This is a genomic window from Cytobacillus kochii, assembly GCF_044790165.1.
In the GTDB taxonomy this organism is placed as follows: domain Bacteria; phylum Bacillota; class Bacilli; order Bacillales; family Cytobacillaceae; genus Cytobacillus; species Cytobacillus kochii.
Genome location: NZ_CP085254.1, coordinates 2,100,852 through 2,117,647, shown reverse-complemented (window position 1 = coordinate 2,117,647; position 16,796 = coordinate 2,100,852). Strand labels below are relative to the sequence as shown.

19 protein-coding genes are annotated in these 16,796 nt (G+C 37.7%); all 19 read right to left on the bottom strand.

Features of this window, described 5'->3' with window-relative positions:
• Position 1 precedes the first annotated feature (1 nt).
• On the bottom strand, positions 2-865 hold the full coding sequence (locus LG276_RS11075; protein ID WP_095373424.1) for a branched-chain amino acid ABC transporter permease: 864 nt from the start codon (positions 863-865) through the stop codon (positions 2-4).
• Between the two features lie 31 nt (positions 866-896).
• Complete coding sequence (locus tag LG276_RS11070; protein ID WP_251161514.1) at positions 897-2,576, bottom strand: long-chain-fatty-acid--CoA ligase; 1,680 nt, start codon at positions 2,574-2,576, stop codon at positions 897-899.
• Positions 2,577-2,632: 56 nt separating this feature from the next.
• Positions 2,633-3,421 carry an enoyl-CoA hydratase/isomerase family protein gene (locus LG276_RS11065; RefSeq protein ID WP_224936309.1) on the bottom strand — a complete coding sequence of 263 codons (789 nt, stop codon included), beginning with the start codon at positions 3,419-3,421 and terminating at the stop codon, positions 2,633-2,635.
• 20 nt (positions 3,422-3,441) lie between these two features.
• On the bottom strand, positions 3,442-4,170 hold the full coding sequence (locus LG276_RS11060) for a 2-phosphosulfolactate phosphatase (protein ID WP_224936308.1): 729 nt from the start codon (positions 4,168-4,170) through the stop codon (positions 3,442-3,444).
• Positions 4,171-4,180: 10 nt separating this feature from the next.
• Complete coding sequence (locus LG276_RS11055) at positions 4,181-5,242, bottom strand: phosphotransferase family protein (RefSeq protein ID WP_251161513.1); 1,062 nt, start codon at positions 5,240-5,242, stop codon at positions 4,181-4,183.
• Positions 5,239-5,676 (bottom strand): thioesterase family protein, encoded by a 438-nt coding sequence (locus LG276_RS11050; RefSeq protein ID WP_251161512.1) that lies wholly within the window; start codon positions 5,674-5,676, stop codon positions 5,239-5,241. Before LG276_RS11050 ends, LG276_RS11055 begins: the two co-directional genes overlap by 4 nt.
• 2 nt (positions 5,677-5,678) lie before the next feature.
• A complete protein-coding gene (locus LG276_RS11045; RefSeq protein WP_224936305.1) occupies positions 5,679-6,263 on the bottom strand; it encodes a TetR/AcrR family transcriptional regulator in 585 nt (194 codons plus the stop codon).
• 33 nt (positions 6,264-6,296) lie between these two features.
• Positions 6,297-7,475 (bottom strand): thiolase family protein, encoded by a 1,179-nt coding sequence (locus LG276_RS11040; protein WP_224936304.1) that lies wholly within the window; start codon positions 7,473-7,475, stop codon positions 6,297-6,299.
• A 19-nt stretch (positions 7,476-7,494) separates the two neighbouring features.
• A complete protein-coding gene (locus LG276_RS11035; RefSeq protein ID WP_224936303.1) occupies positions 7,495-8,268 on the bottom strand; it encodes an SDR family oxidoreductase in 774 nt (257 codons plus the stop codon).
• Positions 8,268-9,494: an acyl-CoA dehydrogenase gene (locus LG276_RS11030; RefSeq protein ID WP_251161511.1), complete on the bottom strand. Its 1,227-nt coding sequence runs from the start codon at positions 9,492-9,494 to the stop codon at positions 8,268-8,270. Before LG276_RS11030 ends, LG276_RS11035 begins: the two co-directional genes overlap by 1 nt.
• Before the next feature lie 15 nt (positions 9,495-9,509).
• On the bottom strand, positions 9,510-9,914 hold the full coding sequence (locus LG276_RS11025) for a MaoC/PaaZ C-terminal domain-containing protein (RefSeq protein ID WP_404294289.1): 405 nt from the start codon (positions 9,912-9,914) through the stop codon (positions 9,510-9,512).
• Entirely contained in the window at positions 9,911-10,360 is a 450-nt protein-coding gene (locus tag LG276_RS11020) for a MaoC family dehydratase N-terminal domain-containing protein (RefSeq protein ID WP_224936300.1), read from the bottom strand. Before LG276_RS11020 ends, LG276_RS11025 begins: the two co-directional genes overlap by 4 nt.
• A 20-nt stretch (positions 10,361-10,380) precedes the next feature.
• On the bottom strand, positions 10,381-11,142 hold the full coding sequence (fabG, locus tag LG276_RS11015) for a 3-oxoacyl-ACP reductase FabG (protein ID WP_251161510.1): 762 nt from the start codon (positions 11,140-11,142) through the stop codon (positions 10,381-10,383).
• 26 nt (positions 11,143-11,168) lie between these two features.
• Positions 11,169-12,347, bottom strand: a complete 1,179-nt coding sequence (locus tag LG276_RS11010; protein ID WP_095373436.1) for an acyl-CoA dehydrogenase family protein — start codon at positions 12,345-12,347, stop codon at positions 11,169-11,171.
• Between the two features lie 447 nt (positions 12,348-12,794).
• The gene (locus tag LG276_RS11005; RefSeq protein ID WP_224936298.1) at positions 12,795-13,616 is read right to left on the bottom strand and encodes an MBL fold metallo-hydrolase; all 822 of its coding nucleotides are present in this window, start codon (positions 13,614-13,616) and stop codon (positions 12,795-12,797) included.
• Positions 13,600-14,556 carry a ketopantoate reductase family protein gene (locus LG276_RS11000; RefSeq protein WP_224936297.1) on the bottom strand — a complete coding sequence of 319 codons (957 nt, stop codon included), beginning with the start codon at positions 14,554-14,556 and terminating at the stop codon, positions 13,600-13,602. The genes LG276_RS11005 and LG276_RS11000 overlap by 17 nt, the downstream gene beginning before the upstream one ends.
• Positions 14,553-15,233, bottom strand: coding sequence for a diphthine--ammonia ligase (locus LG276_RS10995; protein ID WP_224936296.1), 681 nt, complete (start codon positions 15,231-15,233; stop codon positions 14,553-14,555). The genes LG276_RS11000 and LG276_RS10995 overlap by 4 nt, the downstream gene beginning before the upstream one ends.
• Before the next feature lie 115 nt (positions 15,234-15,348).
• Complete coding sequence (locus LG276_RS10990; RefSeq protein ID WP_251166476.1) at positions 15,349-15,816, bottom strand: hypothetical protein; 468 nt, start codon at positions 15,814-15,816, stop codon at positions 15,349-15,351.
• 32 nt (positions 15,817-15,848) lie between these two features.
• A complete protein-coding gene (locus tag LG276_RS10985) occupies positions 15,849-16,595 on the bottom strand; it encodes an MFS transporter (RefSeq protein ID WP_251161508.1) in 747 nt (248 codons plus the stop codon).
• Positions 16,596-16,796 lie beyond the last annotated feature (201 nt).

Here is a 16,796-nt window from a genome sequence, read left to right as displayed (position 1 = left end):
TCTATACGCCTCCTTTAGAGAAAATTCCTTGAGGCTTAATCGATAGAATAAGAATTAATAATACAAAAGCGATGATGTCTTTATAATCTGCAGAAAGATAGGTTGCACCTAAACTTTCCGTGAACCCTAGAATATATCCACCTAATATGGCTCCTGGAATACTGCCCATTCCACCGATGATGATAATGACAAAAGCTTTTAGGATTACCAGATGTCCCATTCCAGGAAAGACGAGGTTAATTGGTGACGTAAGTGAAGCACCAATTGCCGCCAGAGCACCAGCAATAAAAAAAGTGAGGATCGCTACTTTATGTGTGTTGATACCTACTAATTGCGCCCCTTCTCTATTTTGGGCCATTGCAATGATTGTCCTACCCGTAAATGTTTTCTTTAAGAACCAGTAAAGCAAAATCATCACGGCAATTGCTGCGAATACAATGAGTATTCTTTGCAATGTCAGTGTGAGACCAAACACTTCCACCACCTGCCCAAAAGGTGTTGACATTTGGCGATAGTCCGCTCCCCATATAAACTGTGCTAATGCTTCAAGAAAAAGTAAAATACCGATGGCAGCCACTTTATCTTGAATAGGAGGAGAGTGTCTTAAAGGATAGAACACAAGTCTCTCCATTAAGACACTTAATAGTCCGACTACACAAATGGAAACAACCATTGCGAGAATATAGTGTAAACCTGCTTCAGTCATCATAATTAAAGTGATATATCCACCTACCATGTACAGAGCACCGTGAGCGAAATTTGGAATATGGAGAATGCCGTATACTAAAGTGAGCCCTAAAGCTACTAGGGCATAGACACTCCCAATTGTTAATCCATTAAACAATTGTTGCATTAAAAGTTCCATCATTTTCCCCCTTTTTCACGTCAGTAGAAGATTAGACTTTTTGTTGATTCAATTTCGATTCTTCTTCTTCTTTCAGTTTACGCCATAATATTTTCCCGCTAGATGTCATTGGGAAAGACTCTCTAAACTCAACCACTTTCGGAACTTTATAGGCAGCCATATGCTCTTTAGCCCATTGAATAATCTCTTCAGCAGATGTCTTTCCTTTACTGTCTTCATTTAATATCACGAAGGCTTTTGCTGCTTCTCCTCGTCTCGGATCAGGAATCCCCACGACACAAGCCTGTTGAATCGCAGAGTGACGATATAGAATCGACTCCACCTCTGTCGGCCAAATCTTATAACCTGAAGAATTAATCATTCTTTTAACACGATCAACAATAAAGAAATAACCCTCTTCATCTACTTTTCCTAAATCACCTGTTCTAAAAAATTGTTTTCCTTCTATAGTAATAAAAGCGCTTTCATTTTCCTCCGGACGATTATAGTAACCTTTCATTACTTGATGACCATGAATGATGATTTCACCAACCTCATCGATACCCAATTCTTCATTTGTAATAGGATCTATGATTCTAGCATCCACATCGAAGAAGGGAATGCCTAAACATTGCATTTTCGGATGATCTGTTGGATTTGAATGGGTTTGTGCAATTGTTTCGGTCAAGCCATACCCTTCTAAAAAAGTTAATCCAGTTAATTTCTCTAATTTCTGACCAACTGCTTCCGGCAAAGTAGCGCCACCACCGGAAATGCCAATAAGTGAAGCTATACGATCAGCTGTTAATTTAGGATTAGAAATAAAATCAATTAACATCGTACTTATAGCTGTCCAATTACTACACTGCTTTCTCTCAATAAGTTGTAATGCCGTATCTTTATTCCATCTAGTCATAATGACCATAGTACTTCCAGCATAAATGGGTACATGCATACTTTGCACCATTCCGGTCACATGGAAAAATGGCAAAGAAGATAAAATGACATTGCTACTTGAAATCCTCCCCCATAAAGCACCACCAACGGTATTGGCTTGAACAGAATAATTCGTATGCATACAGCCTTTTGGTACACCGGTTGTTCCTGAAGTGTAAGGAAGGACGATTAAATCATCCTGTTTGCTCGTATAATAAGGAACGATTTCTCTCATCTTTATAGCGTCATCCCACCGGAAATGATCTTGCTCTTCTGTCCATTCTTTTCGTGGTTCTGCAACTACATCTGGTCTATCTATGTTATCTTGTGGGTCAATATAATCTGAATAGGAGGCAATAAGTAGGTGTTTCAAAGAAGTCTGTTCAATAAGTGGTTTTACAATAGGTTGTAATTCTTGACCGATAACTGCTGTTTCAATTTGACAATCATTAATATAAAAAGCTAACTCACTCGTAACAAGCATTGGGTTAATCGGAACGACGACTGCGCCGATTCTCATAATGCTATAGAAGCTAATGACAAACTGTGGAGAATTCTGCATAAAGAGCAGGACTTTATCTCCTTTTTTTACGTGTAATTCCGTTTGAAGATAACTAGAAACACTCTTCACTTCGTCTAATAATTGCTTAAAGCTTATTTCATTTCCATAATAATGGATAGCCTCTCGCGAAGGATATTGAAGTGCTGAGAATTCCAAGTTTTGGTAAACTGAAGTTTCTGGAACAATCAATTTTTTTGGAAGCTTTGGCCAGTGATTAAAATGTCTTGTTTGCATTAATTTAATCTCCTCCTTAACTTTTTAGAATAGCTCATAGAGGTGTCATATTTAATTTAAGAACGTTTGAAGTCAGGTTGTCTTTTTTCTTTAAAAGCAGTAATTCCTTCATGATGGTCCTCTGTTGTTACCATCGTCCCTTGTGTAATCCTTTCCTGTTCTAATACTTGTTTTAATGATAACTGATAAGATTCGTTAGTAAGTTTTTTAATAAATCCATACGCAATATTTGGCCCAGCACTTAATTTTTCCGCATATTGTTTTACTTCATCTTCAAAGTGACCTTTTTTGTAAATATGGTTTACGATGCCAAATTCGTATGCTTTTTCAACTGTTAATGGCTCTGCGCTAAATAATAGTTCCTTCGCACGTTGCAATCCAACTAATCGAGGTAGAAAATAAGAGCCGCCGCCATCCGAAATTAAGCCTACTTTAGAAAAGCTTAAAATAAATTTAGTTTCTTCTTCAGCTAAGATTAAATCACATGCTAGTGCTAGATTAAACCCAGCTCCTGCCGCATATCCATGTACGGCTGCAATGATTGGTTTCTCTACAGATTGTATTAAAAGAATAAGCTCATTCAAATTACCAATATGTTCATAAGTAGCTAGAGGCGACCTTGAACCCATCCTTTTTACATCTCCACCAGAACTGAAGGCTCTTCCTGCACCCTTCAATACAATAACACGAATATCTTTATCCGCTTTCGCTTGTTGTAGTGCTGACTTTAACCCTTGAATTAGCTCAGGGCTAAATGAATTTAATGCCTCAGGTCGATTTAATGTTAATTCCATTACACCATTCTCAATTTTCATTAGTAAATGACTCATTGTTTTCGATGTCATATCTTCACCTCATTTTTTTATTAAACGCCGATTACGCCTTCATCCGTTACAATAGGTGCAACGGCAAAAATATCTTTTTGAGCTGCGAACGCTACTTCCGTCTTCATACCGTGATTTGCAATCATTTTACCTACACGTGAAGCCATTAATAATTCTGTTCCTTTTTCTTTTGCACCCAAATAAAACTGATGGGCACATAGTGCTGTATCTGACATTTCCCAAGCTTTATGACTGCTAGTTATTAAACAATCGATGTAATAACCGACTCCATAAAAGTCCTCGACATTAAATGCACCAGAAGATCCCGAACAAACAAGTACTACCGTCTCATCAAGATGTTCGTTACAAACTGCCTTAGCAGAATGTTTGGCATTTAAAAGGGATGCTATATACACTTTCTTTGCATTAAGTGCATGTTTGATGGCCACTGTTCCATTGGTGGTTGTTAAGATGATATCCTTACCTAAAACAGTTTTAGATAACCTTTCTGGATGGGGCGATTCAAAACCGTCTATCGTTAGCCCGTTATATTCTCCAACTAACACATATGTTCCTTTTTCACGAATGCTTGCTTCATATAATGCATCCTCTTGATTCGCTACTGGTATAACCGCCTTTGCCCCGTGTTGAATCGCAGTTGTTATAACTGATGTGGCCATCAAAATATCAAAAACAACGACCACCTTCTGCCCATTTAATTTCTCTTTATCGATTTCTTCTTTTTTCATGACTACATGAAGTTTCACCATATCAATAACCTCACAATTTTCTTCTAGATGTCTTTACAGCATGTTGTATTAAGTTATTTACATATAAGTTTAGATTAGAAAAGCGCTCGTCTTTTGTTTGTCCGCGCTTCCAACGATAATAAATTTGCTGACATATAACGGCGAGTTTGAAGTAAGCAAATGTTAAATAATAATGAATTTGACTGACATCTGTCCCACTTTTTAGAGCATATGCTTGAATAAACTCTTCTCTTGTGAAGAAGCCAGGCTTTGTCGTCACCGACTCGTCTCCTAGACCTCTCTTCAATAGATCGGAATCACCTTTTTCATGCCAGTAGCTTAAGGCAACACCTAGATCCGCTAATGGGTCACCAACAGTTGACATTTCCCAATCAAAGACACCGATTAATCTTGTTAACTGTTGATTGAACATACTGTTATTTAACTTGAAATCATAATGGATAATCGTTGTTTTTTCGGAATGTGGGAGATGTGACTCTAACCAATTTGTAAGTTCATCAATCCCAAGAATTTCATCTGTTTTACTACGATGATATCGGCTTATCCATCCATCTACTTGCCTTTGCATGAACCCAGCTGGTCTCGTCATATCTTTTAGTTTGGTCTTCTGATAATTGATATCATGTAATTGTACAAGAGCGTTTACCATCAATTGTGATATCCTTTGACCGACATCATAAGCACTGTCACCATCAGGAATAGTGAGGGAATCGTCTATCACCACCCCTTTTTTTCTTTCCATAATAAAGAACGGTGCACCTAAAAGTTCTTTATCACTGTAAATAAAAGGCTTTGGTGCTTGATTGAAAAAAGGGTGGATCTCCTGTAGTACTTTATATTCCCTCTCCATATCATGCGCTTTAGGTGCTACTGGTCCCATAGGCGGTCTTCTTAACACAGCCTCCCAGTTGCCAACTTTTAATTGATAGGTTAGATTTGATTTACCTGCACTAAATTGGGAGATTTCTAATGGTTTGTTAGGTATTTCATCTATGTTTGCTTTTAAATATTGTTCTAAGCGATGAACATCCAGCCCTTCACCTTCTCGAATGGGAATTGTATCAGAAGTCATTGAACACCCTCCTCTGTTGTACTTAGTAATGCGAGAGGCTGATATTTTTCTAAGTTATTCCTTAAATGTTCTGGAATCAAAATAGAATGATCATCTATGAAGTTATAACACACAGTGACACAACTTGCTTTAGCCACCAATTTCCCATCCATCTTTCTTGTCAACAAATGCTGTAATTCAAAGCTTTTACGGCCAATATTGCTAACCTCAGTTGTCACAACTAGTTCCTCACCTGCGAAAGCTGGGGCAACATAATCACAATGAATAGAAGCCAAAATCATGCTACTTTGTTTATTTCTATTAGGTAGGATCTCATAAAATAATTTCGTTCTTGCCTCTTCAAAATAAAGAAAATAACTTGTATTATTGACATGGCCAACAGCATCGGTTTCACTAAACCGTACATACACCTCTATTTGATGTTTTTTATACATCATCAAATCCCCTCTTTAACAGGCACTTCTTCAATACCCTTTAAAATGATTTCTGTATAAAATCGTGCTAATTCCTTATCCGTTAGTTCACCATCTGTTCGAAACCAATAATAGCTATAATTCGTCATTCCTAAAAATCCGAATGCAAGAATATCCGTACGAATATGATTACTAAATTCTTTTGTCTTTTTACCTTCATCAATAATCTTTTCAAAATTTAATCGATATTCTTTTCTCTTTAATTTAATTTGTTTGACATGATCTTCATGTAAATGCCTTAACTCCCGGTGCACAATTCGTGCTTCTTTGCCCTGGGTGTCAATCTTACTTAATGTTAAATAAATGTTTTCGTAGAGCTTTTCTTTATTACTTAATGTTTGATTTTGTAAGATTTCCTCTTGTTCTTGTAATAAACCTTCGATGTATTCTAAATGGATATCCCTTAATACTTCCTGCTTACTGTTGAAATAATAATAAAAAGTACCTTTTGTCACATCGAGTTGATCCACAATATCTTGAATGGTCGTTTCCTTAAAGCCTTTATCATCAAACAAATCGATGCTTTTCTTTAAAATTTGATTTTTCACTAAAAGCCCTCCTGACTATGACTATGCCTATTCTTAGACTAGTTCTCTTTCAATGAGAAGGGCAATCCCTTGACCTCCACCAATACAAGCGGTAATTAAAGCCGTCTGGCTCAGTGACCGTTGCAATTCATACACTGCTTTCGTAACAAGTATGGCACCTGTTGCGCCTAATGGATGACCATGAGCAATCGCTCCGCCATTCACATTCAACTTTTCAGGATTGAATGATAACTCCCTGTCACAAGCAATGACTTGTGCAGCAAATGCTTCATTTAATTCAATTAAATCAATATCTTCTAGTGTTTTGCCAGTTTTCTTTAATAGTTTTCTAACAGCAGGTACAGGACCTATTCCCATAATATTAGGGTCAACACCAGCGACAGTTGATTCTTTTATGACGGCTAATGGACGTAAACCGAGTGAATTCGCTTTTTCTCTCGACATGATAACAAGCGCCGAAGCGGCATCATTTAAGCCTGAACTGTTACCGGCTGTCACACTGCCAGCTTGCTTAAATGCAGGTTTAAGTTTAGCTAACCCCTCTATATTCGTTTGTGGTCTTGGGTGTTCATCCTCATTAAAAGTAATCGGCTCACCTTTTCTGATAGGAATCTTTATCGGAACAATTTGTTCATTAAAACGGCCTTCTGCCATCGCCTTAGCCATTCTTGCTTGACTACGATTGGCATATTCATCTTGCTCTTGACGAGAAATATCATATTTTTCTACTAAATTTTCTGCTGTTATCCCCATAGGTGGATCTCCAACTTCATCAGGTGAAAGTCGTGATTTTCTAAATTGAGGGGGTCTTGGACTATACGGCTGATCAGCCCTATCCATCAAGTAAGGTGCCCTCGACATACTTTCTACTCCACCTGCAATATAGACATCTCCCTCACCCGCTTTAATCATTGCTGCAGCAAGTGCAACAGCATTCATACCTGATCCGCATTGGCGGTCTATTGTTAAGCCAGGTAGATTAAGAGAAAGACCTGATTGAAGACTTGATAATCTAGCAATATTTCCTCCACCACTTAGCACATTACCAAAAATCACATCATCAATCTCTCCCACATTCACTTGCGCCCGCTCTACTGCTGCCTTAATAACTTCGCCACCAAATACGTGAGCTGGAACGGAGGCAAGAGCACCCCCCTGCCTACCAATCGCTGTGCGTACAGCTGAAACGATTACTGCTTCTCTATTACCCATTTCATCCATCCCCTTCTCTTTACATTGCCGTTGTTCCACCATCTACAGCAATTGTTTCACCAGTAATGAAATTGGACGCACCACTGGCTAAAAATAAAGCCACTCCTTTTAAATCCGAGTCGGAACCAAATTTCCTAAGTGGTGTCCTTTGCAAGAAGCGATCGCTGTTTCTTTCAATAAGAACCTTGGACATTTTTGTTGGGAAAAACCCAGGTGCAATCGCATTGACATGAATGCCTCTCGGTCCCCATTTCACAGCCAAATCTTTTGTAAAAGAAATGACACCACCTTTACTTGAGTTATATCCAATTGCGTCCATTAACTCTGGATTTGACCCCTTAAGTCCAGCAACAGAAGCTATATTAATGATTTTCCCTTGTTTTTCAACCAGCATTGCTTTACCAACAGCTTGTGACATTAGAAATGTGCCTACAACATTTACATTGACCACTTTTTGAAAGGCTTCTAGAGGCATTTCTTCTACTGGAGCCCCCCATGTTGCCCCACTATTATTGACAAGAATATCAATCTTTCCAAAACGCTGAATCGTTTCGTCGACGACTGTTTGCACTTCTTCTGGATTAGTAATATCACATTTAAAAGTCAGTACTTCAACACCAAGTTCTTTTAAACGATCGGCCACTTCATCACAATTCTCTTTTTTCCTGGAACATAACACGATGTTTGCTCCAGCTTCTGCAAACCCTTCAGCAATTTGTTCACCTAATCCTCTTCCGCCCCCAGTGACAATAGCTGTTTTCCCAGATAGATCGAACAGTTCTTTTACATGCATTATTGGACCCCCTGTACTACTTTTTTATATTTTTTTAACTCTTGTCTTGCAATCGCTCTTTTATGGACTTCATCTGGACCGTCTGCTAACCGTAATGTTCGAATATTCGCCCAACTTGCAGCAAGCGGTGTATCTTGACTTACTCCTTTTGCACCTAGTGCTTGAATGGCGTGATCAATCACTTGAAGTGCCACATTTGGTGCGACTACCTTAATCATGGCAATCTCTGTTTTGGCAGCTTTATTTCCAACAGTGTCCATCATATAAGCAGCTTTCAACGTAAGTAAACGAGATTGTTCTATATTCATTCTAGCTTCGGCAATCCATTCTTGAATAACACCTTGTTCTGCTAATGTTTTGCCAAAGGCAATGCGCTCTTGGACACGCTCACAAAGAATGGATAATGCTCTTTCCGCTGCCCCAATCGTTCTCATGCAATGATGAATGCGCCCTGGTCCTAATCTGCCTTGTGCAATTTCAAAGCCTCTTCCTTCACCTAGTAGCATATTACTAGCAGGGACTCTTACATTGTTATATTCAATTTCTGCATGACCATGAGGAGCATGATCGTAACCAAACACATTTAATGTACGTTTGATTTTTACACCTGGTGTATCAAGTGGGACTAATATCATCGATTGTTGTTTATGTTTTTCTGCGTTTGGATCGTTTTTACCCATGACAATGGCAATTTTACATCTAGGATCACCTGCCCCTGATGACCACCACTTTGTTCCATTAATGACATACTCATCTCCATCACGAATAATGCTGGATTCGATATTGGTCGCATCAGATGAGGCCACATTCGGTTCAGTCATGGAAAAACAAGAGCGTATTTCACCGTTAAGTAATGGTTTTAGCCACTTTTCCTTCTGTTCATCCGTTCCGTAGCGTACTAATACTTCCATATTACCTGTATCTGGCGCTGCACAGTTAAATACTTCAGGTCCTATAGATGACCTCCCCATTAACTCACATAATGGAGCGTATTCGATATTGCTTAAACCTGCACCATCTTCGCTATCCGGTAAGAATAAATTCCATAATCCTTCTGCTTTTGCTTTTGCTTTTAGTTCCTCCATAATGGATGGATGGGTACTAAATCGATTCTCCTTACTTATTTGCTCCATATAGGTTTTCTCATTTGGAAAAACATATTGGTCCATAAAATCACTAATTTTTTCTTGTAAACGCTTTACTTTATCCGAATATTCAAAATTCATTACACACACCTCCTCTTATCCATTTGTTTTAACAAACGTGACATCACCTTTTAAGACTGCTTTCCCTGCTTGATTGACTGCTTTCACCTCAAATGCGATTTCCTTCTCCTCTTCAGTAGTCACTGTAGCAACCAGTGTAATCACATCATCAATAAAGACCATACCTGAAAAACGAATGCGATAATCCTTTATAAATCCTTCTTCATAATATGGTGTGAATAATTTGGCCAAATTACCCATTGTCCACATGCCATGAGCGATAATTCCAGGAAGTCCCGTTTTCTTTGCTTCCTCATCAACTGTATGAATGGGGTTAAAATCTCCAGATGCACCTGAATACTTTATTAAGTCCATTCTCGATACAGGCGCTAAGGTTTCTGACAATGTTTTTCCTTTTTCTAAAGTCAAGATATTACTCATACACTCATCGCCTTTCTCACAGCTTCTGTAATGATGGTAATGGCTTCTTCTTTAAAAATGAGCTTCCCATCCTTATCTTCTCCATACTTCACTACGGAAAGAAAACCCATTAAACCATTGTTCCCTTTCTTTTCATAATAATCCTTTACTTCGGTCCAAACATAAACATCTTCTCCAACGAGGAGAGGTCTTTCATAATGGAACCTTTGCTCACCATGAATCAAACCTTTCTTAGGAAGCTGTAACTCTTCAATTGTGCCTGATTCAAACACACGTGGAAAAGTAGGTGGCGCAATATTTGTGCCATACTTACTTCTCTTTCCATATTCTTCGTCAATAAAAATGGGATGGGGGTCGCCAATCGATTGCGCGAACCGTTTGACTAACCCACGTTCAACAGTATTCTTCACCTTACCTGATACTTTGCCAATCACATCCGTGTACATCCTGTGTATCAACTCCTTTTTTAATTTTTTGGACCGCCCGCAACATAGATAACTTGACCGTTCACAAATGATGATTTCTCATCTGCAAAGAAAGCAACTGCATTGGCGATATCCTCAGGTTTTCCGCTTCTCGCAACCGGTATAGCCGCAATCGCTCCTTTTATAAAGTCTGCAAAAGGTACCCCTACTCTTTCTGCTGTAGCCTTTGTCATCTCTGTTTCAATGAAACCAGGTGCGACACTATTTGCTGTGATACCATAGCGTCCAAGTTCAATAGCTAAAGTTTTTGTTAACCCTTGTAAACCAGCTTTTGCTGTTGCATAGTTAGCCTGACCTCTATTACCGAGAGCAGACGTAGAAGAAATACTAATGATTCTGCCATAGTTTTGCTTGACCATATATTTTTGTGCGGCACGCGATGCATTAAAGGATCCCTTCAGATGTACATCCATTACTAATTGCCAATCATCGTCCGTCATTTTAAACAGTAAATTATCGCGGATGATACCAGCGTTATTAACTAAAATATCAAGTGTACCAAACTGTTGCACAACTTCCTCCATTGCTGTTTCTACTTCGCCTGCTTCCACAACATTCGCTTTTTTCACGAAGATATGATAGCCCTTTTCCTTGAATTCTGCGGCTGTTTCTGCTAAAGCCTCCTCATTGATATCAATAATAGCAATATTTGCCCCCTCTTGTGCGAAGAGCTCAGCGACGCCTTTACCAATTCCTCGGCTTCCACCAGTAATAAATGCAGTTTTCCCTGTGAATCTTGTCATTTTCATATGCCCCCTGTATCATTCCTTTATATTTGTTGTCCGATTTTCACATGCCCCTTCAGTAAGTTTCTTGAGATAATCATACGTTGGATTTCATCTGTGCCATCATATATTCTCCAAAGTCTTGCCTCGCGGTACCATCTCTCAATCGGAAGCTCTCTTGTATACCCCATGCCCCCATGAATTTGTAATACGCGGTCAACGACTCTGTTCCCCATATTAGACCCATAAAGTTTTGCCATTGATGCATAGTGTCGATTATCTTCCCCTTGATCCAAAGTAAATGCAGCATTTAAAGCTAGCCACTTAGCTGCCTCAATTTCAACGGCTGAATCGGCAATTTGCCATTGAATTGCCTGTCTCTCAGCAATTGGTTTGCCAAAAGTTTCTCGTTCTTTTGCATAATCTAATGCCATTTGCAATAGTCTCTCTGCTGCTCCAACTGCTCTTGCTCCTACTATCCAACGAGCAAATCCAATCCATTCAAGGCCAAGTTTATAACCACCATGCAATTCACCTAGTATATTCTTCTCTGGCACTCGTACATTATCAAATACAAGTCCAGCTGGTCCCCATTCACCCATCGTATGGATAAATTCTGATTTCCAGCCCATTTCGCGGTCAGCGATAAAACAAGTGACACCATCTCTACCCTTTGTTTTCTTATGTAGCTCCTTATCCGTTATCGCGATGACCATAACAAAATCTGCTTCATTACCACCAGTAATGAAAGTTTTCTCACCATTTAGAACCCACTCATCTCCATCTTTCACTGCTGTCATGCGAATATTTTGCGTATCAGATCCTGCTCCAGGTTCAGTCATAGCGAAACAAGATTTTTTCTCACCATTTATCGTCGGAATTAAATAATTTTGTTTTTGTTCTTCATTAGCATAATAAAGAATGTTGTCAGCAGATCCACCAAAACTAAATGGCACAAACGTTTTAGCTACTTCAATACAAACAATGGCTTGCATCATTTGTCCCAAATCAGCTCCACCGTATTCCTCAGGTGTGTTAATTCCCCAAAAACCTGCTTCCTTTGCTTTTAACTGTAGTTTCTTCTGCACTTCTTTAGAAAGACTTGGTTTTCCTTCTCGTTCATTCTTTAACACTTCATTTTCTAACGGAATTAATTCTTTCTCCACAAACTTTCTAATGGTTTGTTGTACCATTTTTTGTTCTTCTGTTAACCGTAAATCCATTCTTTTCACCTCTATCTATTTATTTATACTAACTAGTTAGTATGTTAGAACTTTTTTACATACTAACCGGTTAGTTTTTTCACATTATTAATAACAACATGATCAATTTTGTTTTACTCTTGCCTGTTGCAAAGCATAGAGTAGCCACCTCTAAATGACATTATGAATGTATTCATTTTACAACTTGCTTAGAACAATGATGTTAAATTTCTTTGAACGTAATAGTTAGAAAACGCTTTCATTTCTTTGATAAAAACGTTTGGCAGAGGTAGTAATGGAACTAAAAACATAGAAGTGTCTACAGCCAAACCACGCAGTAATTTTGCAAAGTTCTTAGTAGTTGAATGGAAATGTATCATGGAGTAATAAAAACATCAAATATTATCTGACTAGTCAGTATGTTTTTAATATTCATTATAATATCAGAGATTGTTTCTCTTGCCAAGACTAAACCGATGATTTTTTGATTTTTTCTTGATTGCCATTAATGATAGAAGTAACAATATGAAGGGTATCCCATTCACCATTTGATAACGCAATCATTTGATAGTGCTTTGGAAAAAGTAATTGTTGAATCTCTAAAACACTTTTTCCTTCAAGATACAATTGCATGATTTCACCACTGAGATTCTCTAAATAATTCAATTTCGCTTGCAATTGTTCTTTACCATGAGGAAAATACCCTGAATGAGAACAAAACATTGCCTCAAAATCATAAGTTAACAATTTTTTTATTGATTGTATAATTTCCGGAATGGATTCTGTATCCATCGCAATCTTTGTATGAGGCTGAACATATAAATCACCTGTAAACATTATCCCTTTATTGCGGCAAAATAGAGCCACATGGTCATCCGCATGACCGGGTGTCTCTATTACCTCCCAATCAAGCTGTCTTGACGAAACTTTTTGCGATAACGGATAGGCAGGAAACGCTTTTCTTGCTCCCCATGTTTTTTGCCTATACAAGGGGTACGGCGCCTCTTCAGAACAAATCTCTACCCCTAACCGATGACAAAAAATAGGAATTTGTTGTTTGGCAAACCACGAGGCATTGCCAGAATGATCTTCATGACTATGTGTTAAAACGACCTGATCAACAAAATAGGATTGATAAAATTGAGTGAAGGCAGATGACATCGAATACGGCCCAGTATCAATCACCAAACCGTCGATAATAAAAGAGAATATTTTTCTTGAAATTTTACTATTCTTCAATAAATTTCCTTCGGCGCAAATCACACCTTCATGTTTATAAGGTTTCAGCATATCCGTAGTCCTTTCTTTTTTCTTTTTCGTCCCAAAATTTCAAAATACTATATAAAAACATAATCGTTGGCACTTCTATTTTTGTTTCATGGGCAAGTTTAAGAACATACCCACACATCGATTCGTATTCCATGGCCTTACCATTTAACCGGTCTTGTAGCATAGATGTCTGATGTTCTTTGGCATAGGTCGCTTTTTTAAAAATAGACTGAATCACTTTTTCTTTATCAAATGGATAACCTTGTCTTGCTGCCACAGAAACGGCTTCTGCCGCCACGTTTTTCGCCAAAGCACTTAATTCCACACTTTCTAATATTTCGCCAATTGTTGCTTTTGTAATAGCCGACAACGGATTAAAGGTAATATTCCACAGAAGCTTTTTCCACTTATGGTTAAGGATTTCTTCTGTGAATTTTGCACTTATTCCTGCTCTTTGAAATAAATCAACTATTTTTCTCGCTTGATTGCTATCTTCTTTTTGTAATGCACCTATTAATAATTGATGTGATCCCGATTCTTTCACAATGCCTGGTTCAGTTATACTTGCTTGCACATAAGTCGCACAAGAAAAAATTTTATTATTCGTTAGACTTCGTGCCAATACTTCTTCATTATCCACCCCATTTTGCATCGTTACGATCATTGTCTCATCTTTAATAACACCCTTAAGGCTATCAGCTAACTTTTTCGTATCAGTAGACTTTACACAAAATAGAAGGATGTCTACTGAAGCTAACGCATGTATGTCATTAGTGAAAATCGTATGTTCATTATTTAAGTTAAGGATAGGATATTGCTCACTAACTACTTTTATGCCCCTCTCTTGCAATCTAGTTAAATGCTTACCTCTGGCTAGAAAGGTCACTTCATGATGAGCATTTGCAAGTAATGCCCCAAACAAACTTCCAACTGCTCCTGCCCCGGCCACACCTATTTTCATACTTCTACCTCCCCATCATGAATTAAATGGTAATCAACCTTCTTAGATCCTTCCCATAACACTGTTTCCTTAGTAAGGAGTGAAACCGCTTTAGAAAAAATCGGTCCATCATAAACAAAGCTATGATATTCTCCTGCTTCTCCCATCGGACAGACTTCTTCTAACTTAATCTTCTGAAAAAACTCATCATCTATCTCTCTGCCTAGCCAACTATCAGATAAACAATCCGGACGGACTCTTATCACTTTAGCTCTATAACCACGCTGAATAAACGATTTTAGAAGTGCATCTACTTCTTCTTTTTTTCTCCATAATGGATAAATAGCCTGTAACCCGACTGTTGAAGCAAGCTTCTCTCCCCAATCTTTATGGGGCGTAAAATAAATGTCCCCAAATGCAATTGCCTCTAAATCATATTTTATCTTCATTTGCTTTAATTCTTCTACAAATCTATCTGTATAGTTATCTATGTCTGTGTCAATAAAATGGATAGGTATACCTAATGATTCACTTTGTTTTACTAACAGATTTGTTTTTTCTCCATGACCGTATGTCCTTTTTGCAGATGGTTGTTTTGTTGTAATCAATACTTCAACACTTATTCCATTAGCCAATAAGTAGTCTAATGCCAAACAAGCGTCCTTCCCCCCACTCCATGATAAAGCCGTTTTTCCCATATAATCCCCCTTTCAATAAACTGAATATTCTTATAACACATCATACTCCTTTCACTCTTAGGTAGCAAATAAAACTGTTTGCAGAAAAGTCGTATGCAAACATGGCAATTTGCTGTTATTCATCAGAAGACATCTCCTCCCCTTTTTCTGTAAAATAACGTTGAAAAGAATAGCGAAAAATAACTACAACATAAAGACAAGTGAATGCAAAAAGGAGCAGACTCAATGTAATGATAATATTTTTTAATGGAATGAGATGAGTCATTAGTATAATGATACTTAAATAACCTACTTGAAGCATACTTTGCAGCAATTGAAAGATACTTGTTACTCTGCCCATCATTTCTACCGGGATATTATTTTGGTAAAAAGTTAAGGCTCCAGCATTTAAGAAACTATTAAAAAAACCTAATAGAATAAAACTGCTCATCACAGCCGTAAATGATGAGGATAATGAGTAGATAACATATCCGATAGCCATCATGAACATTCCACAAGTAATCATTGATCGGATTGTTAGTCTATTTGCCATTATGGTTAATACTAAAGCGCCACCAACCGATCCTATACCTGTAATACTCAAAAGAAAGCTATAATCAGTCTCAGAAAGGCCGACTACTGTTTAATAAAAGCGACCTCTTGCGCATCCATAACATAGGCAATGATTACCAGAAATAAATAACCTAAGTAGACAAAGCTGACATATTTCTCTTTTTTTAAGAAGGTAAAAACAATGGTAAAATCTCCTTTTACTCTGTTAACTGTTAATCGAGGGACCTCCATCTTCTTCTTATCAACATCAGGTAGAAAGCAAATAAAGAGGGCTGCAATGACAAAAAACAAACTAGTTAATAAAAGAGTCACCTCAACGGTTGTCAACAAGATAAATACACCAGCTATCGCTGGCCCAATTATAAAAGCACTAGATGATGTGACCGAACGGAATGTATTGAACTTTTTTCTTTTCTCAAAGGGGACTATCATCGTTGTATAGGTTACTGACGCAGGGACAAAAAATGATTGCGCCACACTTAAAGCAATTAAAATAAGATACAAGTAGGTTATATTCGTTGCGAAGAACATGGTTACAATTAATAAAGCACGTAAAACATAAGTAATCATCACGATTTTCTTTTTACTACGATAATCTATAAAACTACCTGTCCACAACTTTGTCATCATGTTGATTATTGGTGAAATCATCCACATACCAGCGACAGCCGCTGCTGAACCATCTGTTATTTTGTACACCAATACATTAATGGCTGCTAAATATACAAAACTACCAATATGGGCACTAGAAAGTGAGATAAATAAAATGATGGGGTTTTTCCATTCTTTCAAATTATGTAATGATATCAATTGTCGCGCAAATCTCCTTTTTCACTAGAATTTAGGATCTTTGTTATTTACAAATGATACCATAAATATCCTCAACAAAATAAAAAGGTTAATAATTATCTAAATTTTTTTACATTTCATTTTGACATTTTAAATAATACTGTAAAAATACACATGTATGAAAAGAGGGAAAGGAATTGCTCAAGGATTCCATATCTGTTG

What these genes read in the sequence shown, in the direction of transcription:
- LG276_RS11065 (WP_224936309.1), bottom strand. Translation starts at nt 3,421, where the DNA reads ATGACATCGAAAACAATGAGTCATTTACTAATGAAAATTGAGAATGGT.
- LG276_RS11030 (WP_251161511.1), bottom strand. Translation starts at nt 9,494, where the DNA reads ATGAATTTTGAATATTCGGATAAAGTAAAGCGTTTACAAGAAAAAATT.
- LG276_RS11060 (WP_224936308.1), bottom strand. Translation starts at nt 4,170, where the DNA reads ATGGTGAAACTTCATGTAGTCATGAAAAAAGAAGAAATCGATAAAGAG.
- LG276_RS11000 (WP_224936297.1), bottom strand. Translation starts at nt 14,556, where the DNA reads ATGAAAATAGGTGTGGCCGGGGCAGGAGCAGTTGGAAGTTTGTTTGGG.
- LG276_RS11005 (WP_224936298.1), bottom strand. Translation starts at nt 13,616, where the DNA reads ATGCTGAAACCTTATAAACATGAAGGTGTGATTTGCGCCGAAGGAAAT.
- fabG (WP_251161510.1), bottom strand. Translation starts at nt 11,142, where the DNA reads ATGACAAGATTCACAGGGAAAACTGCATTTATTACTGGTGGAAGCCGA.
- LG276_RS11025 (WP_404294289.1), bottom strand. Translation starts at nt 9,914, where the DNA reads ATGAGTAATATCTTGACTTTAGAAAAAGGAAAAACATTGTCAGAAACC.
- LG276_RS11040 (WP_224936304.1), bottom strand. Translation starts at nt 7,475, where the DNA reads ATGGGTAATAGAGAAGCAGTAATCGTTTCAGCTGTACGCACAGCGATT.
- LG276_RS11035 (WP_224936303.1), bottom strand. Translation starts at nt 8,268, where the DNA reads ATGCATGTAAAAGAACTGTTCGATCTATCTGGGAAAACAGCTATTGTC.
- LG276_RS11070 (WP_251161514.1), bottom strand. Translation starts at nt 2,576, where the DNA reads ATGCAAACAAGACATTTTAATCACTGGCCAAAGCTTCCAAAAAAATTG.
- LG276_RS11010 (WP_095373436.1), bottom strand. Translation starts at nt 12,347, where the DNA reads ATGGATTTACGGTTAACAGAAGAACAAAAAATGGTACAACAAACCATT.
- LG276_RS11075 (WP_095373424.1), bottom strand. Translation starts at nt 865, where the DNA reads ATGGAACTTTTAATGCAACAATTGTTTAATGGATTAACAATTGGGAGT.
- LG276_RS10995 (WP_224936296.1), bottom strand. Translation starts at nt 15,233, where the DNA reads ATGGGAAAAACGGCTTTATCATGGAGTGGGGGGAAGGACGCTTGTTTG.
- LG276_RS11020 (WP_224936300.1), bottom strand. Translation starts at nt 10,360, where the DNA reads ATGTACACGGATGTGATTGGCAAAGTATCAGGTAAGGTGAAGAATACT.
- LG276_RS11055 (WP_251161513.1), bottom strand. Translation starts at nt 5,242, where the DNA reads ATGACTTCTGATACAATTCCCATTCGAGAAGGTGAAGGGCTGGATGTT.
- LG276_RS11050 (WP_251161512.1), bottom strand. Translation starts at nt 5,676, where the DNA reads ATGTATAAAAAACATCAAATAGAGGTGTATGTACGGTTTAGTGAAACC.